22 protein-coding genes are annotated in these 24787 nt (G+C 61.6%); all 22 read right to left on the bottom strand.

Annotated features, from left to right (window positions below):
- Positions 1–98: 98 nt before the first annotated feature.
- Positions 99–1235 carry an NAD(P)/FAD-dependent oxidoreductase gene (locus tag MDHKLMBL_RS08260; RefSeq protein ID WP_158254278.1) on the bottom strand — a complete coding sequence of 379 codons (1137 nt, stop codon included), beginning with the start codon at positions 1233–1235 and terminating at the stop codon, positions 99–101.
- Between the two features lie 100 nt (positions 1236–1335).
- Positions 1336–1656 (bottom strand): P-II family nitrogen regulator, encoded by a 321-nt coding sequence (locus tag MDHKLMBL_RS08255; protein ID WP_092031077.1) that lies wholly within the window; start codon positions 1654–1656, stop codon positions 1336–1338.
- 136 nt (positions 1657–1792) lie between these two features.
- On the bottom strand, positions 1793–3238 hold the full coding sequence (gene nuoN, locus MDHKLMBL_RS08250; protein ID WP_413540213.1) for an NADH-quinone oxidoreductase subunit NuoN: 1446 nt from the start codon (positions 3236–3238) through the stop codon (positions 1793–1795).
- Positions 3235–4758, bottom strand: a complete 1524-nt coding sequence (gene nuoM / locus MDHKLMBL_RS08245; RefSeq protein ID WP_104270565.1) for an NADH-quinone oxidoreductase subunit M — start codon at positions 4756–4758, stop codon at positions 3235–3237. The genes nuoN and nuoM overlap by 4 nt, the downstream gene beginning before the upstream one ends.
- The gene (gene nuoL / locus MDHKLMBL_RS08240) at positions 4755–6617 is read right to left on the bottom strand and encodes an NADH-quinone oxidoreductase subunit L (RefSeq protein ID WP_104270592.1); all 1863 of its coding nucleotides are present in this window, start codon (positions 6615–6617) and stop codon (positions 4755–4757) included. The genes nuoM and nuoL overlap by 4 nt, the downstream gene beginning before the upstream one ends.
- Positions 6618–6619: 2 nt before the next feature.
- The gene (gene nuoK / locus MDHKLMBL_RS08235; RefSeq protein ID WP_008169467.1) at positions 6620–6928 is read right to left on the bottom strand and encodes an NADH-quinone oxidoreductase subunit NuoK; all 309 of its coding nucleotides are present in this window, start codon (positions 6926–6928) and stop codon (positions 6620–6622) included.
- Positions 6925–7449, bottom strand: a complete 525-nt coding sequence (gene nuoJ / locus MDHKLMBL_RS08230) for an NADH-quinone oxidoreductase subunit J (protein ID WP_008169466.1) — start codon at positions 7447–7449, stop codon at positions 6925–6927. Before nuoJ ends, nuoK (MDHKLMBL_RS08235) begins: the two co-directional genes overlap by 4 nt.
- A gap of 18 nt (positions 7450–7467) precedes the next feature.
- Positions 7468–8028, bottom strand: coding sequence for an NADH-quinone oxidoreductase subunit NuoI (gene nuoI, locus MDHKLMBL_RS08225; RefSeq protein WP_039881756.1), 561 nt, complete (start codon positions 8026–8028; stop codon positions 7468–7470).
- Positions 8029–8037: 9 nt separating this feature from the next.
- Positions 8038–9015 (bottom strand): NADH-quinone oxidoreductase subunit NuoH, encoded by a 978-nt coding sequence (nuoH, locus tag MDHKLMBL_RS08220; RefSeq protein WP_008169464.1) that lies wholly within the window; start codon positions 9013–9015, stop codon positions 8038–8040.
- Positions 9012–11768 (bottom strand): NADH-quinone oxidoreductase subunit NuoG, encoded by a 2757-nt coding sequence (nuoG, locus tag MDHKLMBL_RS08215; RefSeq protein WP_104270564.1) that lies wholly within the window; start codon positions 11766–11768, stop codon positions 9012–9014. Before nuoG ends, nuoH begins: the two co-directional genes overlap by 4 nt.
- A gap of 60 nt (positions 11769–11828) precedes the next feature.
- Positions 11829–13229 carry an NADH-quinone oxidoreductase subunit NuoF gene (gene nuoF, locus MDHKLMBL_RS08210; protein ID WP_104270563.1) on the bottom strand — a complete coding sequence of 467 codons (1401 nt, stop codon included), beginning with the start codon at positions 13227–13229 and terminating at the stop codon, positions 11829–11831.
- Positions 13226–13741, bottom strand: a complete 516-nt coding sequence (nuoE, locus tag MDHKLMBL_RS08205) for an NADH-quinone oxidoreductase subunit NuoE (protein ID WP_008169459.1) — start codon at positions 13739–13741, stop codon at positions 13226–13228. The genes nuoF and nuoE overlap by 4 nt, the downstream gene beginning before the upstream one ends.
- Positions 13741–15519, bottom strand: coding sequence for an NADH-quinone oxidoreductase subunit C/D (gene nuoC / locus MDHKLMBL_RS08200; protein WP_104270562.1), 1779 nt, complete (start codon positions 15517–15519; stop codon positions 13741–13743). Before nuoC ends, nuoE begins: the two co-directional genes overlap by 1 nt.
- A gap of 48 nt (positions 15520–15567) precedes the next feature.
- Positions 15568–16245, bottom strand: coding sequence for a NuoB/complex I 20 kDa subunit family protein (locus MDHKLMBL_RS08195; RefSeq protein WP_008169455.1), 678 nt, complete (start codon positions 16243–16245; stop codon positions 15568–15570).
- Positions 16246–16332: 87 nt separating this feature from the next.
- On the bottom strand, positions 16333–16740 hold the full coding sequence (gene ndhC / locus MDHKLMBL_RS08190; protein ID WP_008169454.1) for an NADH-quinone oxidoreductase subunit A: 408 nt from the start codon (positions 16738–16740) through the stop codon (positions 16333–16335).
- Positions 16741–17090: 350 nt separating this feature from the next.
- Positions 17091–18467 (bottom strand): NADH-quinone oxidoreductase subunit N, encoded by a 1377-nt coding sequence (locus MDHKLMBL_RS08185; protein ID WP_104270561.1) that lies wholly within the window; start codon positions 18465–18467, stop codon positions 17091–17093.
- Complete coding sequence (locus MDHKLMBL_RS08180) at positions 18467–19936, bottom strand: complex I subunit 4 family protein (RefSeq protein WP_104270560.1); 1470 nt, start codon at positions 19934–19936, stop codon at positions 18467–18469. Before MDHKLMBL_RS08180 ends, MDHKLMBL_RS08185 begins: the two co-directional genes overlap by 1 nt.
- A 15-nt stretch (positions 19937–19951) precedes the next feature.
- Positions 19952–21850 (bottom strand): NADH-quinone oxidoreductase subunit 5 family protein, encoded by a 1899-nt coding sequence (locus tag MDHKLMBL_RS08175; RefSeq protein WP_104270559.1) that lies wholly within the window; start codon positions 21848–21850, stop codon positions 19952–19954.
- The gene (gene nuoK / locus MDHKLMBL_RS08170; RefSeq protein ID WP_053113951.1) at positions 21847–22158 is read right to left on the bottom strand and encodes an NADH-quinone oxidoreductase subunit NuoK; all 312 of its coding nucleotides are present in this window, start codon (positions 22156–22158) and stop codon (positions 21847–21849) included. Before nuoK (MDHKLMBL_RS08170) ends, MDHKLMBL_RS08175 begins: the two co-directional genes overlap by 4 nt.
- A complete protein-coding gene (locus MDHKLMBL_RS08165) occupies positions 22155–22691 on the bottom strand; it encodes an NADH-quinone oxidoreductase subunit J family protein (protein ID WP_053113952.1) in 537 nt (178 codons plus the stop codon). Before MDHKLMBL_RS08165 ends, nuoK (MDHKLMBL_RS08170) begins: the two co-directional genes overlap by 4 nt.
- Entirely contained in the window at positions 22691–23587 is an 897-nt protein-coding gene (locus MDHKLMBL_RS08160) for a complex I subunit 1/NuoH family protein (protein ID WP_104270558.1), read from the bottom strand. The genes MDHKLMBL_RS08165 and MDHKLMBL_RS08160 overlap by 1 nt, the downstream gene beginning before the upstream one ends.
- On the bottom strand, positions 23584–24528 hold the full coding sequence (locus MDHKLMBL_RS08155) for a Ni Fe-hydrogenase III large subunit (protein WP_104270557.1): 945 nt from the start codon (positions 24526–24528) through the stop codon (positions 23584–23586). The genes MDHKLMBL_RS08160 and MDHKLMBL_RS08155 overlap by 4 nt, the downstream gene beginning before the upstream one ends.
- Between the last annotated feature and the right edge of the window lie 259 nt (positions 24529–24787).

Below are 24787 nucleotides of genomic sequence, written 5' to 3'. Positions count from 1 at the left end.
CCAGACGTAGACAAGTACGATCACAATAATACGATGTTCCACTGTGACTGATCGACTCATCCATCACTCAACTCCGAAGTCCTTGCGAACGGTTGGCATTACGTATGCCACTCCCGGCCATGCCGGCACCAGACACAGCCGCAGTCGACGTGATTGCAGCTTATATCCCGTCGCTGGCTCCGCAAATGCAAACCCGCCAACGGCGCCAGCAGACGCCTGGCAAGTGTGGGCCGGTAGAGACGGCGCAAAAACTCGCGCGCATCCAGATGGTTTTCCTGGCGGCGCATGCACCAGCGATAACCGCGGTTACCCAGCAGCCCATAAAACGCGCGGTTCACCAACGCCGCCGCCATCGGACGCTCCAGGGATTCTCGCCAAAGCCGGTTGTAGTCGTCACCATGCAGCAGGCTGCGTGCGGCCAGCACGCCGGAGGTGATGGCCGCGCGCATCCCGAAGCCCCACAGCGTATCCTGGAAACCGGCCTGCTCACCCGCTACCGGGTGCACCCCGGACAATGCGGTTACAGGGATCCGGAAGTTTCCAACACCGCCGTGCGGCTGAGGATTCATCATCTCCATGCCGGCCAGCCTCTGAAACGCACTGACAGTTCGCTCCACATACTTTGCTTCATCCCTGAAACCAGTAAACATGCAACTCTTTACCGTTCCCTTGCCTCCCATTACCAAAAGGTAGGCATACCCTTTAGGGGCAAGGTTGTTATCACAAATTGCCCAGAAACCGTCCGGCATGGATGTATCGAAATGATAGCCGACCGCAATGGCATCGGCGGCCTTTGGGCCAGTCGCCAGGATGGCCGGGCCCCGGGCATGCCGCAGCCGGCTTTTGAAATGCACCTGCACGCCCAGTTCCCTGGCCTGTCTCAGCAACGCCGTGTCCAATGTGTCTGGCCCGGAGCCACGCTCCACCAGGTAGAACAGCGGCTCAATGCTCTCAATGGCGTACGGGGAATCCCAGGCATCAAAGGCGGTACCCCGGCGGCATGGAACTCGCTTGAAGTCGGTGGTGATTCCGAGTTCCTGCAACACCGCCAGGGCATCCTGCTGCGTGCTCCAGTTCTCCAACCCCTGAAGGTCCCGTTTGAAGCGGTGCCCCACCTCGGCCCGGGCCTCATGCACGATGACTGACCGCCCCGCGCGCGCCAGTGTGATGGCGGCTGCCAGCCCGGCCGGCCCGGCGCCGGCAATCTCGACCGCGCCATTTCTGTTGTCTGACATCATGGCTCCGATACCAGTCCCAGCCTCGTTGACGCCCATCATGTCCGCACCCGCCTTCCCCTCACCTTGTCACAAAGACATAAAACACAGCGATACCCGATCACTGGGCCTCCTTGAAGTCACGGATGTGCAGCAGGTCTTCCACCGGCAGCACGGCTATGATTCCGTCGCTGGCAAGCCCCTTGTGCACCGTCCGGGCAATGAGGTCAACGATCTCGTCTGCCTGCTCGGCTTCCGTGAATATCTCCACGCGAACGGAATCGGCCATGGTGTCCTTGGCATAGTAGTTTTTATATCTGCCACGGCCATGGGTTTTAGACACAGTCATACCGGAAAAACCAGCCGCGATCAGCGCATCCTCTACTTTCTTCAAGTCCAGACTGGAGAAGATCGCAGTCACTTTGCAAAACTTCGTATTCATTTCGCCTCCTCGTCAGTGAGCTGAAGAAGGATCGCTCCGGTTCTTCGGCTTGAAAATGACAGTTAATCACCCACAACTGAACTGACACTGAAAATAGGGAACAATCTGAAACCAGCCGAGGCTATACTGATTTAAGTCAAAGAAGCCTGGCCGCCCAGGCGAGACCCGCCACCCAGTCAATAAACGGCACCGGGTAAATACCCAGCAGCAGTATTGAGACGGCAACAATCAGAAGGGCGAGTTTCTCTACCCGACCCCGGCCGGCATCCGCCACCGCCTGCTGCATACCCGGTTCGCGCAGATACAGGGTGACGATCACCCTCAGGTAGTAGAACAGCCCGATAACGCTGCCGATAACGATCCCTCCAACAAGCCACCACCGGCTGCCTTCCACACCCAGGGCGATGATATAGAATTTACCGAAGAATCCGGCGGTCAGCGGAATGCCGGCCAGGGACAACATGCTCAGAGTCAATAATGCTGCCAGCCAGGGGCTGTGCCAGAACAGTCCCCTGTAATGGTGCAACCCGGAGGCATCCTCGCCACTGCCGGTGCCGGAGACATGCATAATCACGCCAAACGCCCCCATGGTGGCCACAATATAGGTGAACAGGTAAACCCCGGTGGTTTCCAACGCCAGGGGGCCACCTACTATAACGGCCACCAGCAGGTAGCCCATATGGGCGATGGAAGAGTAGCCCAGCAGGCGCTTCAGGTCAGGCTGGAACAGGGCCAGCAGGTTGCCACCGAACATGCTGAGAAGAGCCAGCAGGCTGATCAGGCCAAGGAGCCATCCACTGCCGAAGACCGGGGCCACCAGTACCAGCCGCAGCAATACCAGAAACACCGCCAGTTTGCTCACCGTGGCCAGCACAGTGGTCGCCGGCGCCAGACCTCCCTGGTATACGTCCGGTGTCCACTGGTGAAACGGTATGATGGACAACTTGAACCCCAGCCCCACCAGTAACAGTGCGGCGCCGCCCAGAATCCAGGGGTCCGGACTGCCAGCAACCCCCGCGGCGAGTGCCGTCAGCTCAAGGTGGCCGGTGCGGGCATAGATCAACGCCATGCCAAACAGCAGAAAGGCGGTGGCGGCGGCGGACAATATGAGGTATTTGATCCCCGCCTCCAGGGACCGTTCTGTCCGGAAACTGTACGCCACCATGCCGTACAAAGGCATCGACAGCAATTCAAGGCTGATGAACAGGGTGGCCAGGTGGTTGCTGGCCACAAGGCCCAGGGCACCCGTTACCGCGCAAAGCAACAGCAGGTAAAACTCTTCCCGCGGCCCCCTGTAGCCGGCCAGGTAACCATGGCTCATGGCGGCGATAAACAGGCCGCTCACCAACACCAGCGCGCTGCCCATGAGGGCAAGGCCGTCAAAGATCATCAGCGGCGGCGAAGAGGGCGCGGCCGAGGCCAGCGGCAGGCTCGCCAGGGCCAGGGCCAGACCGCTGACAGTGACCGCCGCGGTACCACCGTGGTGGCGTCGCCAGGCGACGCCCAGCATTACCAGTACGGCTGTCGAGGCGACAATAAGCAGGGGCAGCAGCCCCACAAGATCGATCAGGGTCAGCATCAGTTCATCCCTCCTGCCCGGACCGGGCCCGCCATGAACAGGTCCGCCACCGGCCGGACCATTGACGCCGTGGTATCAAGCAGGGGTTGCGGATTCAGGCCCACTGCCAGGGTGAGTCCGATCAAGGCCAACATCATGCCGTACTCCCGCATATCCGGACCCGCGAGCAGGCCCGGTTGTTGTTCGCGACCGAAATGCACCCGCTGCATCATCAGCAGTGAATAGATCGCGCCAAGCACCAGCCCGGCGCTGGCGATGACCACCACCACCGGAGCGCTGCGGAAGGTACCGAACAGTACCATGAACTCGCCAAGGAAATTGGCCGTGGCGGGCATCCCCAGAGAGGCCGCCAGAAAAAACAAGGTCACGCCGGGCAACACCGGTATGCGGCCCCAGAGCCCGCCCATGCGACGCATATCCCGGGTATGAATGCGTTCAAAGAGCTGGCCACTGAGAATGAACAGAGCGGCACTGGAGAACGCATGGGCCACCATGAGTACGATTGCGCCCTGGATCGCCAGTTCGGACCCCGAATAAACGGCAATCAGCACGAACCCCATATGGGATATGCTGGCATAGGCAATCAGCCGCTTGATATCCTGCTGGCCGCAGGCCAGGACCGCGCCGTAAATAATACCCACGACCCCCAGCGCCATGGCCACCGGCGCAAAGGCCTGGGACTGTTCCGGAAACAGCGGAATCGCAAAGCGCAGCATGCCGTAGGCGGCGGTTTTCAGCAGAATGCCCGCAAGGTCCACGCTGCCGGCAGTGGGCGCCTGGGCGTGCGCATCCGGCAGCCAGCCATGAAAAGGCACGACAGGCAGCTTCACCGCAAAGGCAATAAAAAACCCGAGCATAATCCAGAAGGACAGATTGTCGGGCACGTCGGCATTCAACAGTGCGTCATAGCTGAAGGTTATCTCGCCGGAGCTGGTGTAATGCACGAACACCAGCGCAAGGATCGCCACCAGCATCAGCAGGCCGCTGGCCTGGGTGTAGATGAAGAAGCGGGTGGCGGCACGAATCCGGGTTTGCCCCGGGGAGCCGCTGTGCCCCCAGAGGGCAATCAGAAAATACATGGGTACCAGCATCACTTCCCAGAACAGGAAGAACAGGAGCAGGTCCAGCGCCAGAAACACACCCACGACGCCACCCAGAACAAACAGCAGATTCAGATGAAAAAAGCCCACCCGCTCGACAATCTCTTTCCATGAGCAAAGTACCGCCAAGGCACCGAGAAAGCCGGTCAGCGCAATCAGGATCAGCGACAAGCCGTCCAGAGCCAGATGAATCTCGATGCCAAAACGAGGAATCCAGGGGACTCGCCACTCCAGCAGCCACGGTCTCTCGCCGGTGCCATAGGCGCTGAAATCACCGCCTGCCCAAAGCACGACGCTGACCGCCAGCACGAACAGCATGGTGGCCAGGGCAATCCAGCGCGGCGCCTGTTCGCCCCAACGCTCCGAGTGCCAGCACAGCATGCCACCGAGGAAGGGAATCAGAATCAGCCAGAACAGAATCATGCGCCACCTCCCTGAGTCATTACCAGGCCAACCAGTATCACCGTGGCACCGAATACCATCACTTTGGCGTAAGTCCGCAGCTGGCCGTCCTGGGACCGCACCAGGCCCGCATTGCACAGGCGGGCAATCACGGCCGGCAGGTTCATCCCCAGGTTAATAAAGTCGAAACGCAGCACGCGTACCAGGGTCTGCCAGGGCCGGACCAGTGTCCGGTCGAACAGGGCATCGAAGCCCCAGGCCCGGTTGAACAGGATCCAGAGCCGCGCCCCCAGGCCCCGACCGACCTTTGCGTCAAGCCACCGGCGCCGCGCCAGGAACAGCCAGCCAGCCAGAGCCAGGCCAGCAAGCACCGCTCCGGTCGCCAGGAACTGAAACAGGGTGTGGCCGGCGTTCGTGGCATCATCGGGGGGCGGCGGGAACACCACCTCAAGCCCCGGGTACAGCCAGGCACCAACGAAGGTGGAAAGCACGGCCAGGATTGCCAAAGGCAGGTGATGCCTGAGGGGACTGGTGCCCGGCCGGGGATGGCGTGCATGATCACTGCGGGGCTGGCCATGAAAAATGCCCAGGATCAGCCGCACCGTGTACAGGCCGGTTAGCACGGCTCCGGTCAGACCCGCCGCGAACAGTCCGTAGTGGCCCGAGGCCATGGCCTGCCAGAGAATCTCGTCCTTGCTGAAGAAGCCCGCGGTTACCAGCGGCAATGCCACCAGCGACGCGCCCCCCGCCAGGAAACCGGCATAGGCGACCGGCAGTTTGCGCCAGAGCCCACCCAGCCGGCTCAGATCCTGTTCATGGTGGCAACTGATGATAACGGCCCCGGCTGAAAGGAACAGCAATGCCTTGAAGAAGGCGTGGGTCATCAGGTGAAAAATGGCCGCGTCAAACGCCCCGACCCCCAGCGCCAGGAACATGTAGCCGATCTGGCTCATGGTGGAATAGGCCAGCACCCGCTTGATGTCAGTCTGGGCCAGGGCCGCGAAGGCCGCCAGCAACAGCGACAGGGCTCCGATGATGCCCACCAGCCACATCACATCCGGTGCCAGCAGGAACAGCCCGTTCAGGCGTGCAATCAGATAAACGCCGGCGGTCACCATGGTGGCCGCGTGGATCAGGGCCGACACCGGAGTGGGGCCTGCCATGGCATCCGGCAGCCAGGTGTGCAGCGGCACCTGTGCAGACTTGCCCAGGGCACCGCCAAGGACCAGCAAGGCCGCAAGATTGGCAGTGACACTCCCCTCGGCCCAGACCCGTGGTGCCTGCTCCAGCACCAATCCGATATCGAGGGTGCCGAGTTCCACGAAGATCAGGAACAGCCCCAGGGCAAGGAATACGTCACCTGTGCGGGTCACGATAAACGCCTTGAACGCCGCCCGCCCATTAGCTTCGTTCTGATAGTAGTAGCCGATAAGGCCGTAGCTGCAAAGGCCAACGCCTTCCCAACCGAGAAACAGCAACAGCAGGTTATCGGCCAGCACCAGCACCAGCATGCTGAACACAAACAGGTTCATCCAGGCATAGAAGCGGGTTATACCGGCCTCGCCCACCATGTACCAGACAGCGAACAGGTGAATCAGGAAACCCACGCCGGTGATGATCGACATCATGACCAGCGAGAGACGATCAACCACCACGCCCATGGTCGGCTGGAACTCGCCCACGGAAACCCAGGTCCAGAGCGTGAAGCCCTGGCTGTCGCCGGAGAAGGTCAGCAGCGCCCAGGCGGTGGCCAGCGCGGCCAGCCCCACGCTGCCCACGCCAATGGCCGCGCTGGCCCGCGGTCCCAGCCGCCCGCCGGAAAAGCCGAGAACAATGGCACCGGCCAGAGGTAACAGAAATGACAGTAAAGTCGCAGCCATCATTATCCACGCATCCTGCTGACTTCGTGCAGCTCAAGTGAACGGAAACGCTGGTAAAGCTGTATCATCAGCGCCAGGCCGACGCTGGCCTCGGCTGCCGCCAGGGTGATGACCAGCAGGAACATGGCCTGCCCGTCCGGCTGGTTCCAGGCGGTGCTGCCCACCACAAAGGCCAGCGCGGCGGCATTGAGCATGACTTCCAGGCTCATGAGAACGAACAGCATACTGCGCCTCAGCATCAACCCGGCCAACCCCAGGCTGAACAGAATAACGGCCAGGATCAGGCCATGCTCCATCGGGATACCAGTCATCGGGTGCCTCCACGGTTGCGATTGCCCCGGGGTTTGTTGCGCCGGCCCACGTGGGACGCCGTCACCAGCGCCGCCAGCAGCAGAATGGCGGCCAGCTCCACCACTATCAGCCATGGGCCGAACAGGGTGAGGCCGATGTCCCGGGCGGTTATCAGCTCACCGTCAATGGTCATGCCTGCCTGCCCGTCGCTGATCAGCGCCACCAGCGCCACCAGCAACACCAGAGCCAGCAGCGACGGCCCGAGCCAGTAGCCCGGACGTAGCCACAGGGGATCCCGCTTGGCCTCCGGACGCAGGTTGAGCATCATCACCACGAACACGAACAGCACCATTATGGCGCCGGCATAGACGATAATCTCGAGAGCACCGGCAAAGGGCGCACCCAGGGCGAAGAACACCAGGGCGACGGCAATCAGCGAAACAATCAGGTACACCACCGCATGCACCGGACTGGAGCCGCTGATAAGACCGACCGTGGCCAGCACCGCCACCAGGCCGCTAAGGTAGAATCCCAGTTCCATCAGTAGTTCCTTTTTTGGTCAGGGTAAAAGCGTACGGACATCCTCCGGGACCTCCTCGTTCTGTGCCTCACCTTTATCCTTGCCGGCGATAGCCATGCCGGCAACCTTGTAAAAGTGGTAGTCGTGGTCCTTGCCGGGGCCGTTGATCAGCAGATCTTCCTTCTCGTACACCAACTGCTGACGCTGGTACTCGCCCATCTCGAAATCCGGTGTCAACTGGATGGCGGAGGTGGGGCAGGCCTCTTCACACATGCCGCAGAAAATGCAACGGGAAAAGTTGATGCGGAAGAACTCCGGATACCAGCGGCCGTCGTCTTTTTCACCTTTCTGCAGGGAAATACAATCCACCGGGCAGGCCACCGCGCAAAGGTTGCACGCCACGCATCGTTCTTCGCCGTCCGGATCCCGGGTGAGTATGATGCGGCCCCGGTACCGGGGAGGCAGATAAACCTCCTCTTCCGGATAGTTCACGGTTTCCCGCTTGCGGAAGCCGTGCATGAATACCATCCACATGGTACGCAACAGCGACCAACTGGCCGGTATCAGCCATAACACCGACAACACCTTGTTTTTTCGCATCTTTCCTCCCTATGAACCGGTCAGTAGCAGCACCGCCCCGGTAGCCAGCAGATTGACCAGGGTCAGCGGCAGACACACCCGCCAGCCAAAGCTCATCACCCGGTCATACCTGGGCCGTGGCAGCGATGCCCGGAGCAGGATAAACAGCATCAGGAAGAAGCTGGTCTTGAGGGCAAACCACACAATGGGTGGCAGCCAGGGGCCCTGCCAGCCGCCGAAAAACAATGTCACGATCAGCGCGGAAACCAGCACCATGCCCACGTATTCGCCAATGAAAAACATGCCGAACTTCATACCGGAGTACTCGACATGGTAACCATCCGCCAGTTCCTGTTCCGCCTCCGGCTGGTCGAAAGGGTGGCGGTGTGTCACCGCGATGCCGGCGATCAGAAATGTGACGAAACCCAGGAACTGGGGAATCACGAACCACAGGCCTTCCTGGGCCGCGACGATGTCGCGCAGGTTGAAGGAGCCGGCCATGGCCACCACACCCATGAGCGACAGCCCCATGAACACTTCGTAGGACAGGGTCTGGGCCGAGGCTCGCAACGCGCCGAGCAAGGCATACTTATTGCCACTGGCCCAGCCACCGATTAACACCGCGTAGACGTTGATGCCGGCCAGCGCGAGGAAGAACAGCAGCCCGATGTGCATGTCCGCCACCCCCCACCCCGGTGTTATGGGGATAATAACGAAAGACAGCAGCAGGGAAGCGAAGGCAAGGTTGGGTGCCAGCATAAACAGGGCGCGGCTGGCAAAGGGCGGAGTCCAGTCTTCCTTGAAAAAGATCTTCAGCATATCGGCAATCAGTTGAAGAGTGCCGAATGGCCCTACCCGGTTGGGACCATAACGATCCTGCCAGAGGCCCAGCAGCCGACGTTCGACCACGGTCAGTGCCGCTCCCACCACGACCACGGCAAGCAGGATCACCAGCGCCTGGAACATGGCCCAGAGAGTGGCTGCCAGTTGTGGAGTCCACCAGCTCATGACTCACCTCCCGTGGGTTTTCCTAAAGTGAGTGTCGCGCCCTGCCCCAGGCCGGGCAACAATCCCGCGGGCAGGCCAGCCCAGCCGGGGGGCCAGTCTTCCTGCTCCGATACCGTAATGTCCGGACCGCCAAACAGCATCAGGCTGTCACCCTCACGCACACCAAGCAGCGTCAGGCTGTCGCCGTCGCGCACGCCCAGCGCCTCGGCATCCGGGCGGGCCAGGATGACCACCGGCGCGGTCATCCGCTGCCGGACAGGTTCAGCCCGGGCAGACGTTTCCTCGCCCCCGAACACCCGTGGCAACACCAGCGCCCGCAGCCCGCTGCTGTCAGTGGCGCCGTCATCAAAGACCGGGTCGGGGTATTCGCGATGGCCGGGCTGAGGCCGAATCAATCTTATGCCCGGGTCCCCTCCGCGCAGGTGACCGCCCACTTCATCGGTGAACTTGTTCCACGCCTGCGGGGAATTCCAGCCCGGCGCCCAGGCGAAAGGTATCTGCTGCCGGGGCCGGTCAAATCCGCTGTAGCCTTCCATGGAGTAAGCGAAGGGTGTATCGGTATCCTGTGGCGGGCGGGGTTCATTTACATCGAGGTTGGCGCGCATGGCGGTGCGGCCGCTGTAACGCTGGGGCTCACGGGCCAGCCGCAGGCCCTCTATGCGATAATCGGCCCCGGGCGCGGCATCCACAATCCCGGCCAGGCCTGGATGGGCCCCGGCGCAGGCCCGGGTGGCCAGATCCAGGCTGATATCCCCGGGGGCTTCGCCCCGCAGCCCGGCGGCCAGGGTGTGTAACCAGCGCCAGCTCTCGTGAATTCGGGTCTCGGGGCGCAGGTAGGCCGGTTCGAACACCCGGAAGAAGCGCTGGGCCCGCCCTTCCAGATTTACCAGGGTTCCGCTCCCTTCCGCGAAACTGGCAGCAGGCAGGATGAAGTCCGCCCCCTCGGCGGTTCTCGTCCGCTGGTGGTCCAGCACCACGCGGGTGTTGGCACGGGCCAGGGCCTGCTCCACCCGGTCGGCGGGCAGGCGTTGATACAGGTCGTTCTCCAGCACCACCACCGCATCGGCCCGGCCCTCACTCAACTCATCCAGCGCCCAGTCCAGTGTCTGCCCCCCCATGAGCGACAGCCCGGTGCTGTTGGCCTCCCGCCGGATCAACACCAGCCCACCCTGCGCTGCCCGCCTGGACAGGGCCCGGGCAACCGCACCGGCGGCTTCCAGGATGGCCTCGCTGGCGAGGGAGCCGCCGCTGACAACCAGCGGCCGCGCCGCTTTTAACAGGCTGACGGCGATTTCTCCGGCCCGCTCCTGGCTGGCCGGGTCGAGGCCGTCCACCGGGGGCGCCGCCGGGTCGATGGCATGAGCCACCGCGAAACCGAGCCGGGCGATATCATCCGGCGCCAGGGCATGGCGGGCGACAGCGACACTGTCCAGCTCGGTGGGCGCTGGCCAGACAATGTGCAGCGGGTGGTACCGGTCCTGCCCCAGGGTCTTGACGGCCTCGGCATTCCAGGCCGGCACGCCGATCTGTTCAGCCAGTTCTTCCCGCCGTGACAGCACAGCCTGACGCAGATTCAGCCCCAGGCGCGCGGCGCTCTGGACCGGGTCCTCGCCCAGCACCAGAATGGCATCGTGGCGTTCTATTTCCCGGGGTGTCGGGGTGGGCAGTCCCGACGTTTCCTGCAGCCGGTTCATTATGGCCAGGCACGCCTGCTCCCGGGACTCTATCCCGGTGGAAAAGTTTTCCGGCCCCACCATGGCCAATAGCTGGTGATTGCTTTCCAGACTGGCCCGGGGCGATCCGATGCCGATGATGCGCCGGGCCTGACGCAGGGCGCCGGTGATACGCTCCAGGGCCGGATCTACCCCCAGCGTCACGGCCTCCTGCCCCGGCCGTTCGGTCCATTCCGGAACCCGCGGCCGGTCGGCGCGGTTGACGTATCCGTAACCAAACCGGCCGCGGTCACAGAGGAAGTGGCTGTTAACCTCACCGTGGTAGCGGTTTTCGATGCGGCGAATCTCGCCGTAGCGTTCCCCGGGGCTGATGTTGCAACCGACCGCGCACTGGTGGCAGATGCCGGGGGCATACTGCAGGTCCCACTTTCGGGTGTAGTGATCGGAATGACTCTGGTCGGTGAACACCCCAGTGGGGCAGACTTCGGTGAGGTTGCCGGAGAACGGGCTTTCCAGTGTGCCTTCGGCGTATCGCCCGAAGTAGATGTTGTCCCGGGCACCAAAGGCGCCCAGATCGGTGCCACCGGCGTAGTCATTGTAAAAGCGCACGCACCGGTAGCAGGTAATGCAGCGGTTCATTTCGTGGGCGATGAACGGCCCCAGGTACTGGTTGCGGCGAGTGCGCTTGTTGAACCGGTAGCGGCGGCGGTCATGGCCGGTCATTACCGTCATGTCCTGCAGGTGGCAATGGCCGCCCTCCTCGCACACCGGGCAGTCGTGGGGGTGATTGATCATCAGCCACTCCACCACACTGGCCCGGAAAGCCCGGGCTTCCTCGTCATCGATATCGATTCGGGTCTGGTCCGCCGCCGGGGTCATACAGGACATGACCAGAACGCCCTTGTTGTCGTCCTTGTCCTTGTACTGGCGCACCGCGCACTGGCGACAGGCGCCGACACTTCCCATGGCCGGATGCCAGCAGAAATAGGGAATATCCAGGCCCAGTGACAGACAGGCCTGGAGCAGGTTGTGCGCCCCGTTGACCTCGTAGGTTTTTCCGTCCACGTGAATCGTCGCCATGCTTGCTTCTGCCTTCACCTAGAAAGTACGATCACTGTTTGTTGAAAGTGACTGTTGAAACTAACGGTTGTTTGCCGGCGCGTCCGCTGCGACCCGGTCCGGAACGCCCCGGGTGTCGCCGCTTACCTTGCCAATGCCCTGCTCAAACTCCTGCCGGAAGTGCCGCAGCGCTGTTTCCAGCGGCATGGCGGCGCCAGGGGCAAGGGCGCAGAAGGTCAGCCCCGGGCCACAGTCCGCCGCCAGCTTGTCGAGCAATTCGATGTCGCCGGCCTGCCCCTGTCCCTTTTCCAGGTCCCGGAGCAGTTTTACCACCCAGGGCAGACCATCACGGCACGGAGTGCACCAGCCGCAGGATTCCCGGGCGAAGAACTCCTCCAGGTTGCGCATCAGCGATACCATGCCCCGGTCCTCGGGGACCGCCATCATCAGGCCGGTGCCCAGCCGGCTGCCGACATTGGCGATAGAGTCAAAGTCCAGGGGCAGCTCCAGATGCTCCGGCAACAGGAAGCCGGTACTGGTGCCGCCGGGCAACCACGTCTTGAGCCGACGGCCTTGCTGCAGCCCCCCGGCCCGGTCGAGCAGCTCGGCCCCGGTGACGCCCATGGGCAGCTCCCAGAGGCCCGGCTCCGCAACCGGCCCCGACACGCCATAAAGCTTGGTGCCGCCGTCACCGGTACGGTTGCCGGACAGGTTCTGATACCAGTCAGCGCCATGGAGAATCACGGCGGGTATGTTGCACAGGGTCTCGACGTTGTTAACCACCGTGGGCCTGCCCCAGGCTCCGGACTGGCCGGGGAACGGCGGCTTGGCCCGGGGATTGGCGCGCTTCCCCTCCAGTGCATTGATCAGAGCCGTTTCCTCGCCGCAGATGTAGCGCCCCGCCCCGGTATGCACCGCGATGTTGAAATCGAACCCGCTGCCATCAATATCCGGCCCCAGCCAGCCGGCTTCGCGGGCCTCATCAATGGCCCGGTTCAGCACCCGGGCAGCCTCCACGTATTCACCCCGCAGAAAAATGTAGCCTTGCCGGGCGTTGTTGGCCCGGGCTCCGAGGATCATCCCCTCAATCAGCAGGTGGGGTTGCTGCTCCATCAGCAACCGGTCCTTGAAGGTGCCCGGTTCCATTTCATCCGCGTTGCAGATCAGGTAGCCCCGGGGCATGTCACCCCCCTGCAGCGTCAGGCTCCACTTGACGCCAGCGGAAAAACCGGCGCCGCCCCGGCCACGCACATTGGCGTCTTTCACCACGGTGATGATGCCCTGGGGGTCGCTCTCGGCCAATGCCCGGCGGACCGACTGATAACCATCCTTATCCAGATATTCGCCGAGCCAGACCACCTCGCCGTCGTCCCTCAGCCTCCAGGTCAGCGGATGGGTTTCGGGTTGACGCTCGGTACCGGATTGCCGTATCCGGCTGTGATAACGCAGCGGGTTGCCTTGACCTGAGGTGGATCCGCTCATTCGTAGCCCTCCAGCAGGTCGGACAGATCCTCCGGTGTGACCGGCCCGAAGGTTTCGCCGTCAATCATCAGCGCCGGGGCACCGTCACAGGCGCCGAGACAACACACGGGTAACAGGGTGAAGCGGCCATCGGCGGTGGTGGCGCCGTAGTCCACTCCCAGCTTCTCCACCAGGGCCTGTTTCAGCGTTTCATACCCGGTCAGGAAGCAGGAGCTGCTGTCGCAGACCAGGATCACATGGCGCCCTACCGGCTGACGGAAAATCAGGCTGTAAAAGGTAGCCACGCCGTCCACCGCGGCGAATCCCAGGCCCAGCAACCGCCCAACGGCCATGATGGCACCGTCGGGAACCCAGCCATGGCGGCGCTGGACGATTTTCAACGCCTCGATACAAGCGGCCTGGGGCTGCTCGTAGTGTTCCTTTTCCCGGAGAATCGCGGCTTCGTCGTCCGGGTGCAGTTCAAAACGGTCACTGCCGATCAGTTCGGTTGTGTGCGGGGTTGTTGCCATCATCAGCGATCCACGTCTGCCATTACGAAATCGATACTGCCCAGGTGGGCGATCATGTCCGGCACGAAGCCTCCGCGCATCAAGGACGGTATCTGCTGCAGGTGCGGAAAGCTCGGAGTCCGGATGCGGGTTCGGTAGCTCATGTTATTGCCGTCGCTGGTCAGGTAATAACTGTTTATGCCTTTGGTGGCCTCCACCATTTGCAGGGATTCGCCGGGTTTCAGAACCGGACCCCAGGACACCTGCAGAAAGTGCGTGATCAGCGTTTCGATGTGCTGCAACATCCGCTCCCTGGGTGGCGGGGTGGTCAACGGGTGGTCCGCCTTGTAGTCGCCCGCGGGCATGTGATCGACGCATTGCTGGATAATGCGCAGGCTCTGCCGCATTTCCTCAATACGCAGCTGGCCCCGGTCAAAAACGTCTCCGTGCTGCCCCAGAGGCACCTCGAAGTCGAAGTTCTCATAGCCGGAATAGGGCCGCTGTTTGCGCAGATCGAAGTTGCAGCCAGTGGCCCGCAGGTTGGGACCGGTCACGCCCCATTCCAGGGCCTCGGTGGTGGTGAAGGCAGCCACATGCCGGGTCCGCTCCCGCACCAGGGCGTTTCTCATCATGGCCAGCTCGTATTCCCGCAGCCGCGGCGGCATCCAGTCAAGGAACTCCTGCACCAGTTGCTGCCAGCCCACGGGCAGGTCCTGGGCAAGGCCGCCGATCCGGTACCAGGCCGGATGCATGCGAAAACCGGTGATGCCCTCAATCACCTTGTAGGCCCGCTGGCGGTCAGTGAAGCTGTAGAACACCGGCGACATGGCGCCCAGATCCTGCAGGTAGGTCCCCAGGAACAGCAAATGGCTGCTAATACGGAACATCTCCGCCATCATCACCCGGACCGTCTTGACCCGGTCGGGCACCTCGATACCCGCCAGTTTCTCAACCGCAAGGACATAGGGAAGGTTGTTCATTACGCCGCCGGTGTAGTCGATGCGGTCGGTATAGGGAATGAAGCTGTGCCAGGTCTGGCGCTCGGCCATTTTTTCCGCGCCCCGGTGGTGATAGCCAATATCCGGCACGCAGTCGATGATCTCCTCGCCGTCCAGTTGAAGCACGATCCGGAAGGCACCGTGGGCAGAGGGATGATTGGGGCCCAGATTGAGGAACATGAACTCGCTGCCATCCCGCTCACGCTGCATGCCCCAGGCTTCCGGTTCGAATTTCAGCGCCTCCTGCTCCGTCTGCTGCCCCTCCACTGTCAGGGTGTAGGGGTCGAATTCCGTGGCCCGCGCGGGATAGTCCTTGCGTAATGGGTGGCCATGCCAGGTGGGCGGCATAAGCAGCCGTTGCAGATGGGGATGGCCGGTTGCGGTAATGCCGAACAGATCCCAGATTTCCCGCTCATACCAGTTGGCATTGGCAAACACCCGGGTCACGCTTGGCAGGTTCGGGTCGCCACCGGTCAGCGCCACCTTGATGATCAGGTCTTCATTACGATCCACCGACAGCAGATGATAGAAGACCGTGAAATCCGCGGCTGGTAGCCCGTCACGGTGGGCACGGAGCCGCTCGTCCACGGCAGAGAGATCGTAAAGCATGGAAAAAGACGCCGGCGGCGCCTTCAGGTGGCGCAGTATCTCCACTATCCGCTCACGTCGCACCCACAGCACCGGAAGCCCGGTCAGGGTGGGCTGAACGTGCTCGATGTGTTCCCGGAATCCGTCCAGAAGCCCGAGGGCCCGGTCAATGCCGGACTGGGCCGGTGCATGCCTGTCGAGAGCGTCTGTGCTCATGATACTGACTCATCTCCTGTCAAGGTTGGGCAAATCGGGAGGCGGTGCTCAGAGTTTGTCCGGAGTCCTCAGTTCGGTGGCCTCGATTCGCTGGCTCCGTTTCTGCTCCCGCTGGGACCCCATCTCGGCCTTATAAACCCCTTGATCCCCCACGACCCAGGACAGCGGCCGGCGCTCCTCCTGAATCGAGTCCTGCAACAACTGAAGTGCCTGCAGGAAGGCCTCGGGCCGCGGCGGACAGCCCGCTACATAGACATCCACGGGCAAGAACTTGTCAACCCCCTGAACCACCGAATAGATGTCGTACATACCGCCGGAGTTGGCGCAGGAGCCCATGGAAATGACCCACTTGGGTTCCAGCATCTGATCGTAGAGCTGCTGAATAACCGGAGCCATTTTGATGAAACAGGTACCCGCTATCACCATAAAGTCGGCCTGCCTCGGCGAGGCGCGGATCACCTCCGACCCGAAGCGCGCAATGTCATGGGGCGAGGTAAATGCGGTGGTCATTTCCACGTAGCAGCAGGACAGGCCGAAGTTATAGGGCCACAAGGAGTTCTTGCGCCCCCAGTTCACCGCCGAGTTGAGGACGTCACTCAGCTTGCCGGTGAATACGTTGCGTTCAAGCTGGCTTTTGACGTATTCCTCCGATGACTGCCGGCGCCCCATCGGGTAACGGTCACTGGATTCCTGCTCTTCCTCGGCCCGTGTCAGTCTGTAAGGCATGGCTGGTCTCCATATAAAGGTTTGCTGACAGTGATCAAGGTCCGGACGACAATCATCGGGAACTGAATACACCCTGGAACCGAACGATTAGCCCTCCCCGTGTCCCTGAGAACCCTCGGGGGCCCACTCCAACGCCCCGGAGCGACTGTCGTAGAGCAGGCCGGCAAGCAGTATCAGGATAAAAACCGCCGCGCCCCAGAACCCGCTCCAGCCCGTTTCCGGAATCACAACCGCCCAGGCAAACAGAAACACCGCCTCAATATCGAAGATCACAAAGAGCATCGCGACCAGATAAAACTTGACGGAAAACCGCTGGCGGGCGTCACCGACACCGACAATACCGGACTCAAACGGGATGGTTTTGCTGACGCCATGGCTGCGCCCGCCAAGCAGGCTGGAAACGCCTGCCATGAAGGCACATAAGCCGAGGGCAGCGATCACAAAAAAACCGGTTGCCCAGTAGTTGACCAGCAACTCATTGACCGTGTCCGACATACCCCCTCCTGTTCTGAATCATCACCCTATCCGCCCAGCCTGAAACGGAACTGAATCAGCAGAGCAATCGTTCTCAATTTTTGATCCCGATCAAATTCACAAGACTGTTTCCAGCCGGCCTCAGTCAGCAGAGCGCACTACTCACTGCCATAAATCAAGACCTGCAGGAAACAGCAACTCCGCGGGCATAATCGAGTAGAGCAAGGTATCTGAAGGCTTCATACTGGCGCTGCTTTGAAAGCAGGTACCGCACAGACTGTGTTGTCTACTAATATGGCTTCATCGCACCGATTGAGGCCTTCGTGCAGTAACCATTGCCAGCACGATTGCCAACATCGCCAGGGGAGGAATTAGGACGACGACCACGCTACCAGTCCCAAGAGAAAGAACTGGGCCGCCAGACCGAGGATCAGCGTGGCAGCAAAGGTTGTCACTACCACCGTGCCAAGAGCTTTGCCCACCGGCGCGAATTCCGTCGCCGCCTGCTGGTACATGGGCACGACAATGCGCAGATATACCGCCAGTGAAAGTACACTGTTGGCAATTGCAACCACCGCCAGCCAGGTGAATTGGACATCAATAACGGCGGCGAAGAGCAGGAACTTCCCAACGAAGCCGGCAAGTGGCGGAATCCCGACCAGCGATAGCAGAAAGACCACCATTGCGATGCCAATAAGCGGTTGGGCGCGCCCCAATCCGTCAAAATCGTTCAGAGTCCGTCCGATATTGGCGGCAACGGCGAAAGCGCCCAGATTCATGGCCGCATAGGCGGCAGCAAACAGTATAATGGATGGCAGAGCAAGTTCACTGGCGCCGACTGCCAGGATACCCAGAAGGAAATAGCCGGATTGGGCAATCGACGAATAGGCCAGCAGCCGAACGACGTTATCCTGCACCAGCGCGGCCAGATAACCATAGGTCATGGTCAGAACAGCCAGACCGGCGATGATGGCGGTCCAACCACTTTCCGGGGGTAGATCGCGAACCACCTGAGCGAGTGCGAACAGAGCACCGATCTTGGGCACCACTGACAGGTAGGCCGCTATTGACAGTGGCCCACCCTCATAGGCATCTGGCGCCCAGAAATGGAATGGAACCAGCGAGGCTTTGTAACCCAGACCGACAACCACCGCCACGAACCCAAGAAGAACCGCCATTGGCATGGTATCCATACCAGGAAGATCCGCGAGTAACGTGGATCCCGCAGCGCCGAACCAGTAACTCAGGCCGAAAATCATGATCGCACCTGTGACCGAGGCGAACACGAAAAACTTCATGGCGGCCTCTGTGGCAGGGTCGGTATCCGGGTAGGCAACCAAGGCAAAGGTGGCCAGGCCAGTTAATAATGTACCCAATACAAGGAACATCGTATCACCCGCGCCTGCCAGAACGAGCGCGCCGATGGTGGCAAAGCAAAGCAGGCTGTAAACCGTGCCCTCTCGCACGGTGCCTCTCACATCCACTCTCGCCAAAAATATGGCGAGGATGGTGGCCGGCAGCAGAATGAGTTTGGCCCACACACTGAGGTCGTCAACCCGGAAACTGCCACCAAACACCGTTGTGTCCTCACCAATCAGACTGACGGTCAGACCCGTGGCAACGATCAGACCGCTAACTGCGACCAGCAGCGCAATTTGCGGCCTACGCAGCATTTCCGCGATCAGCGCACCGACAGCCGTCAACAGTACGGCAATTTCAGGAATCAACAGTGCAAGATCACGAGCCATCACAGTGCCAGCGCCGATGTAGTGCGGTGGATGATACCCAGCACCCAGGAGGGTGCCACGCCAGTGCCGACAGTGAGCACCAGCAATGGCCCCACAGCAAGCCACTCACGAGCGCTCAAATCAGGCATGGACTGCCAGCGCTGCCGGGGCTCGCCCAGAAAGGTTTCCCGCAGTGCTTTGAGAAACGTACCGGCAATAATGGCAATACCCAAAATCACAACCACCGCGGCAGGCGAAGCGCTTAAAGTGGCAAGAAATATCTGAAACTCGGCCGGAAAGTGCGCCAGCCCGGGCAAGCCCAGCGATGCAAAGGCCGCCAACACAAAGGTCCAGCCGAGCATTGGGACCGTCTTGAGCAACCCACCCAATTCGCCCATTTCACGGGTGTGGGCACGGTCCTGGATCATGCCCACCAGCAAGAACAAGGCACCGGTAACCAGTCCATGGCTGAACATCTGCAATACCGCACCATCCAAAGCAACAGTTCGCACCGAGGGATCCAGAGTTATTGCCGCCACGGCCACACCGACAATGACATACCCCATGTGGTTAACCGACGTATAGGCGACCAAGCGTTTCAGATCACTCTGCGCCAGAGCGGCAAAAGCCCCGTAGAGCGCGCTGACAACACCGAGAACAAGAACAACAACGCCCGCTTCACGGAACGCATCTGGGGTCATTTGCAGGGCAAATCGAACCAGCCCGTAAGTGCCGAATTTCAGCATGACGCCGGCGAGGATGACGCTGCCGACGGTCGGCGCCTGCACGTGTGCGGCGGGCAACCAGGTATGCAGGGGCACCGCGGGGATCTTTACCGCAAAGGTGATCAGCATAGCGATCAATGCCCACATGGCCGCCGCGCCCTCCAGGGGGGGATTCTCAATCCAGGCTCGCATGTCGAAGGTCGGTTCGGGGCTGCCCAGATAAAGCCCGAGGATAGCAAGCAGAAGCGGCAGACTTCCCAGCAAGGTGTATATAAAAAACATCAACGCTGCCCGTTGCCTGTCTTCGTGGCCCCACCCGGCGATCATGAAATACATGGAGACAAGGGAAACCTCGAAGAAGACGTAGAACAGGATACCGTCGAGGGCTGTAAAGGTACCGATAGACGCAGTTTCCAGAAGAAGTACCAGAGCAATATAGGCGCGCGGACGTTCACGAAGCGACGACGCATAGATCACAGCAACCAGGAAAAGAACGGCGCTCAACAGCACCAAAGGCAGACTGATCCCATCAACTCCCACCCGGTAGGCGGCACCGATGGCCGGTATCCATTGCAGCTCTTCGACCTGGGAAAAGCCTGCACCGCTCGCACCCTGAAACCACATGGACAGAGCACCGATCAGTGTAAGGGCGGCGGTAATAATCGCTATGACGTGTACCGTACGCGTTGCGGGCTTCGGAAGACACAGAATCAGCACCGCGCCGACCAGCGGCAAAAACAGGGTGAGCGAGACAAGTGGTAACATGAATATGGGTTTCCTCTAAAAGCTCGTCGATGAAGCAAAAAGCAGAACAGCCAATGTGACGGCGATTGCGACCGCACTGATCGCCAGGCTGTGGTGGATGAGGCCGCTTTGGAGGTTTCGGGCTCGTGCACCCAGTGCACGCACAGCCGCCACCAGGGCGAAAATCAGGCCGTCGATACGGCGTTCATCTCCAAACCGCACGTAGGTCGCGACCCTCAGGCTCACTCTGCCCACGCAAAGCACAATCTTGAACAAGCCCCGCTCCGTTCGCTCGCCCGCAGAGGCAAGGAAGAGACCGGCGCGCCCAAGAGAAAGCACAGCTTCATACAGACGCCCTTCCAAACGCTCACATCCTCGGGCTACAGCCATTGCTGGCCTACCGACCCAGACCGTAAGCCCACCGCCAACGGAAAGTCCGCGTCGCGCCCACGGATAGACCGGACCTAGCAGGCGGGGAGCCGGCACGAGCCAGCCCAGGCCGAGGCCACACGCGGCAGCAAGAAGCCCGAGGAGCACGGCCAATGTGCCTGCGGTGACGGCGGGCAGATCAAGAACGGCCTCGATGGGGCCGAAGGCCAGGCCGAGAATCGTGGCAGGGACCGCCAACCCCCAAACGCCCAAAGTCATCCAGGCACTACCGGCAACCGGGCGGGTTTCTCCGGAGCCTCGCCACAGCAGGCACAAGGCCCGGGCCATATAGCCGCCGGTCAGCAGGGTACCGGCCAGCGCCAGGGGGCCGAGCCAGGCGGCACCCTGCGCAGACAGGGCGGCGGCGATTACCGCATCCTTGGAGAAGAACCCACTCAGTGGCGGGATACCGGCCAGTGCCAGCGCTGCCAGCGCAAAGCCGGCAAAAGTCCAGGGTCTGTCACGACCAACCCCCTCCAACTGATCGAACCCGGTACCCCCGCGAGCATGCTGGAAGTCTCCGGCGGCAAGAAACAGGGTGCTCTTGATGGCTGCATGGGCGAGCAAATGCATGAGAGCCGCCAGCGGAACGCCGGCTCCAACCGCAACCAGCATCAAGCCATATTGACTGGCAGTGGAAGCCGCGAGCAGGCGTTTGAGATCACGCTCGGCAAGTGCAATAACCCCGGCTGCCACCGTGGTAACGCCGCCGACAAGTCCGACGACGAGCAACACCTCGGGTGTCAGCAGCGGGGCCGAACGGATCAGCAGGATAGCACCCGCCGCCACCAGGGTGGCCGAGTGCAGCAGCGCCGAGACCGGTGTCGGCCCCGCCATCGCGCGCATAAGCCAGTCCTGCAAGGGGACCTGGGCCGACTTACCCATGGCGGCCAGCAGCAACAAAAGCCCCGCGGCGGTCGAGGCACTGCCGCCGGCCTCCAGGGAGGCGGCAATCTCGCCGGTACCGGCCGACCCAATCAGCATAAATACCGCCACGTACAAACCCAGATCGGCGCTACGAGTGTAGAGGAAAGCGCGACCGGCGGCATCCGCGGCCTCGGGTCGCTGGAACCAGAAGCCAATCAGCAGGTAACTGCACAAACCGATCAATTCCCAGGCCGCCAGCAACAGAACCCAGTCGCCGGACAGCACCAGCGCCTGCATGGCAGCCAGGAACAGGGACATTACGGCGTAGAAGCGGCACAGGCCGGACTCCCGCTTCATATAACCAACTGCATAAATCAGCACGAACGTGCCTACGGTGGCCACCGCCACCGTCAACAGCGCTTCCAGAGGTCCGGCAACCATTCGAAGCGGCATGTCTGGCAGCCCCGGCAGAAGCAGGGTTTCGGCCTGCCCGCCGGCGACCCGGGTCAGTAACCATAGACTGCCGCCCAGACTCAACGTCGCCCCGCCGAGAACCAGCGCCGTGGAGCCCCGGCGCAGGACCAGCAACGCCATGGCCGCGATCAGCGGTGGCATTATCGGTAGAAGCACTGCACTCATCCTTTCAGGTCCCCGGCTTCTTCCATTTCAACCGAGCCCTTGGCCCGGAAACGCGCAATCGCGACACCGAAGCCAACCGCCATTTCGACCGCCATGACGGTCATCACCACCAGCACGAACATCTGGCCGGAGTAGCTTTCGGGGTGCAGAAAACGCCAGAAGGCGACCAGGTTCACCAACGCGCCCGCAAGAATCAGCTCCACCCCCATCATGATCATAACCAGATTGGTCTGGGACAACGCGCCATAAACACCAATACCGAACAGGATTGCACCGGTTACAAGCGCCACGATCAGGACGAGAGTCATTCCGTATCCTCCTTGTCAGCACTATTGGCCGTCGTTTGCACCGGTATCGCCACCGCCGTGGCCGCGATCATTGCGGTCAGGATAGTAACGCCGGCGGTTTCGAAGATCAGCATGGAACGTCCCAGCAACTCGATGCCCAGCGCCCGTGTCTGCATCGCCGCATCCGGCGCCTCGGCCGTTACAGGTCCCCAATCGGCCCAAAACGCGACCACTATCGCAACACCGGCAGCGACCACGCCAGCGCCAATTGAAAAGCGCTTCTGGTGGGTCATATCCATGCCCCCCATCCCGCCCGGGTCCATCATGAACATCACCATGAAAATCGCCATGATGCTCATCTCCGTGGCCATCATCATGATCTGCAGCACGCCCAGGAATTCGGTCTGCATCGCCAGGAACATGCAGCCGACGGCAGTCTGAGAAAACAACAGCGCCAGCGCGGAACGCACCATGGACGATGTGCGAAACACCACCACGCCGAAGCCGATGGCGGCCAGCCCGAAAACGGCAACAAAAAAAGCCTGAGCGTACATTATGGAACCACCAGAACCAGTAAACCGACAACAATGATATTGAGCAGTGCCAGGGGAATCCCCAGGATCCAGCACCACCTCATCAGATCCGCCTCGCGAATGCGCGGCAGATACCGACCCGCCAGGAGCATCGACACGGCCACGGCCAGGGTCTTGATCAGGCTCCAGGCCCAGGGCGGCAGCAGCGGCCCGTGCCAACCGCCGAGGTAGAACACCGTGGTCGCGGAAGCCAGCGTGATCACCAGCGTCAGCCTGGCCAGGCGCAACACCGCCAGGCGCACGCCGGTGTATTCCGCGTCCACACCCCCGCCCAGTTCCCCGGGTGCGGTTGGCAGATCAAAAGGCGCACGAAACGCCAGCGCCATGGCGGCAATGAAAAACAGCACGAAACCAAGCGGCTGATAGACAATGTTCCACAAGCCGTCTTGGGAGCCAACGATCACCGTGGTCACCAGGGATTCGGCGCGCATCGCCACCGCAGTGATGGGCATGACAATAAGCATGGCGTAGGCGATGAGCTGGCCAAGGAATCGCCAGCCGCCGATCATGGCGTAGGCGCCATTCGGGCCCCAGCCGGCCATGATCAGCGCCACCAGCACATAGGCAAGCGCCGCGTTGATGAACAGCGCACCGGTAGCCAGATCCGCGATCACCAGGGTCGGCGCCAGAGGCAGAACCGCCGCGCCAAGCACCGCGACGATCAGCAGTAGCACCGGCGCCGTCTCGAAAAAGACCCGGTCCGGCGTACGCGGCACAATGGATTCACGACCGAGGTATGCCAGGCCGCTGAGCAGAGGCGCGGTCAGACGCAGGCGGCCGGTTGTCGTCCAGCCTTCGATCACGGCGAGCAGCCAGACACTGCCAAGCAACGCAACCAACACGATGACGAAGTTCACGAGATCACCTCCCAGGGCGAGAGGTCAAGTGATCCGACCGCCACCAGTGCGTCGCCCAGTTCCCGGCCCTCCACAAGCGTTGCCACCAGACCGATATGGTGACTGCAGGCGGTGTCCAACCTGTAGGATTTCACCTGGCCGTGTTCCAGAATCAGGCTCAGTTGAGCCTCGCCGCGCGGGGTTTCCACGGTGGCCTCACCGGTGCCTGATCCACGCCCGATGTTTCGCAAAACAGGTAGCCCCGGCTCCCCGGTTGCCTTGATGTAGTCGAGGCTCGTGATGATTTCGTCCAGGCGCTGCCACAGGCGCGCCCAGGCATCTCCGGCGTCGTCAGCAGCGCGCGCCACGGGGCCACTCAGGCCCGCAGTGCCCGATGGCAGTACGCCGATCCCCGTCAATCGCGATTTGAGCAAAGGCGTTCGCCCAAGACGAGCCGCCAATGCCTGCAGAGCGGGCGTCAGTTCCACAAGCCGTTTTCCACTGGCGCGGCGGATCTCCAGTTGCAGGGTTGCGGCACGATCCGTCAACCAGGCGAAGCCGAGCTGGCGCCCCGTTTGCGCCAGCCAACCCAGGTGACTGGCGATGCGCTCACATTCAAGCGCCACAGCCCGGGCCTGATCGGTTGCCGAATCGTTCTCCAGACCAGCCGCCCGCTCGATTGCCAGGCAGGCCAGCAGTCGGTAGCTCACGCTGGCCAGTGGCATGGCCGACGCCAGGCGCTCGATAAAGGTCTCGGCGTCGATCTCCTTGCCTTCTTCACTCTCATTGATCATGCCCACCAAGGATGTGGCCTGTCCTTCTGTTACGCCGTCACCGTCAAGAGTCAGCGTCAACTTGAGCCCACCAGGCAGACCGGGGAAAACCGGACCGAACGGCACCTTCATCCAGTCCATCGCCAACCCGTCGGCGCTACGAGGCAGGTCCTTGGTCACTTCAATCATGGACATGAATCCCGAGGCGCCGTGGTCATGCCCACCATGATCATGCCCACCATGATCATGACCACTATGACCGTGACCTACATGATCATGGCCGCCATGTTCGTGGCTATCATGACCGTGCCCACTGTGATGGTGCCCACTGTGATGGTGGCCACTGTGATCATGCCCAGAACCTTTCTCCTCCGCGTCGCCGTCGGACTCATCGTGCTGGTGCTTGTGTCCGTGATCATGATGGTTTTCGTGCGAGTGCTGATGACCC

This window comes from Marinobacter flavimaris (assembly GCF_002933295.1).
Taxonomy (GTDB): Bacteria; Pseudomonadota; Gammaproteobacteria; order Pseudomonadales; family Oleiphilaceae; genus Marinobacter; species Marinobacter flavimaris.
This window is presented reverse-complemented; position numbering and strand designations above follow the sequence as displayed.

Coding starts and splice junctions, on each gene's coding strand:
- MDHKLMBL_RS08260 (WP_158254278.1), bottom strand. CDS start 1,235: ATGTCAGACAACAGAAATGGCGCGGTCGAGATTGCCGGCGCCGGGCCG.
- MDHKLMBL_RS08255 (WP_092031077.1), bottom strand. CDS start 1,656: ATGAATACGAAGTTTTGCAAAGTGACTGCGATCTTCTCCAGTCTGGAC.
- nuoM (WP_104270565.1), bottom strand. CDS start 4,758: ATGATTCTGTTCTGGCTGATTCTGATTCCCTTCCTCGGTGGCATGCTG.
- nuoL (WP_104270592.1), bottom strand. CDS start 6,617: ATGGCTGCGACTTTACTGTCATTTCTGTTACCTCTGGCCGGTGCCATT.
- nuoK (WP_008169467.1), bottom strand. CDS start 6,928: ATGACTGGTATCCCGATGGAGCATGGCCTGATCCTGGCCGTTATTCTG.
- nuoJ (WP_008169466.1), bottom strand. CDS start 7,449: ATGGAACTGGGATTCTACCTTAGCGGCCTGGTGGCGGTGCTGGCCACG.
- nuoI (WP_039881756.1), bottom strand. CDS start 8,028: ATGCGAAAAAACAAGGTGTTGTCGGTGTTATGGCTGATACCGGCCAGT.
- nuoH (WP_008169464.1), bottom strand. CDS start 9,015: ATGAGCTGGTGGACTCCACAACTGGCAGCCACTCTCTGGGCCATGTTC.
- nuoG (WP_104270564.1), bottom strand. CDS start 11,768: ATGGCGACGATTCACGTGGACGGAAAAACCTACGAGGTCAACGGGGCG.
- nuoF (WP_104270563.1), bottom strand. CDS start 13,229: ATGAGCGGATCCACCTCAGGTCAAGGCAACCCGCTGCGTTATCACAGC.
- nuoE (WP_008169459.1), bottom strand. CDS start 13,741: ATGATGGCAACAACCCCGCACACAACCGAACTGATCGGCAGTGACCGT.
- nuoC (WP_104270562.1), bottom strand. CDS start 15,519: ATGAGCACAGACGCTCTCGACAGGCATGCACCGGCCCAGTCCGGCATT.
- MDHKLMBL_RS08195 (WP_008169455.1), bottom strand. CDS start 16,245: ATGCCTTACAGACTGACACGGGCCGAGGAAGAGCAGGAATCCAGTGAC.
- ndhC (WP_008169454.1), bottom strand. CDS start 16,740: ATGTCGGACACGGTCAATGAGTTGCTGGTCAACTACTGGGCAACCGGT.
- MDHKLMBL_RS08185 (WP_104270561.1), bottom strand. CDS start 18,467: ATGGCTCGTGATCTTGCACTGTTGATTCCTGAAATTGCCGTACTGTTG.
- MDHKLMBL_RS08180 (WP_104270560.1), bottom strand. CDS start 19,936: ATGTTACCACTTGTCTCGCTCACCCTGTTTTTGCCGCTGGTCGGCGCG.
- MDHKLMBL_RS08175 (WP_104270559.1), bottom strand. CDS start 21,850: ATGAGTGCAGTGCTTCTACCGATAATGCCACCGCTGATCGCGGCCATG.
- nuoK (WP_053113951.1), bottom strand. CDS start 22,158: ATGACTCTCGTCCTGATCGTGGCGCTTGTAACCGGTGCAATCCTGTTC.
- MDHKLMBL_RS08165 (WP_053113952.1), bottom strand. CDS start 22,691: ATGTACGCTCAGGCTTTTTTTGTTGCCGTTTTCGGGCTGGCCGCCATC.
- MDHKLMBL_RS08155 (WP_104270557.1), bottom strand. CDS start 24,528: ATGATTGAAGTGACCAAGGACCTGCCTCGTAGCGCCGACGGGTTGGCG.